1 protein-coding gene is annotated in these 336 nt (G+C 66.4%); it reads left to right on the top strand.

Features of this window, described 5'->3' with window-relative positions:
• Window positions 1-47: 47 nt before the first annotated feature.
• On the top strand, window positions 48-336 hold a 289-nt coding region (locus EU800_RS26340), incomplete at its 3' end, for a recombinase family protein (protein WP_129636386.1).

The raw sequence follows: 336 nt of genomic DNA, 5'->3' as shown, positions 1-336 counted from the left end.
CACTGGTCGGGACCTCGGTTCTTCGGTCTCAGTGGAAAGTCCCGGTCATGAGCAAGCCCCGGATCCGCTGCGCCATCTACACCCGCAAGTCCTCCGAGGAGGGTCTCGACCAGGATTTCAACTCGCTCGATGCCCAGCACGAGGCCTGCGCCGCCTACATCGCCAGCCAGCGCCACGAGGGATGGAAGATGTTGCCCGCCCGCTACGATGATGGCGGCATCTCCGGTGGCACGCTCGACCGCCCGGGCCTGCAACGGCTGCTCGCCGATATCGACGCCGGCCGCATCGACATGGTCGTGGTCTACAAGATCGACCGGCTGACGCGGTCGCTCGCCG

This window comes from Tropicimonas sp. IMCC6043 (genome assembly GCF_004146235.1).
Classification (GTDB): Bacteria; Pseudomonadota; Alphaproteobacteria; order Rhodobacterales; family Rhodobacteraceae; genus Tropicimonas.
Note: the sequence above shows the minus strand (reverse complement) of the source record. Positions and strands in the feature narration are given on the sequence as shown.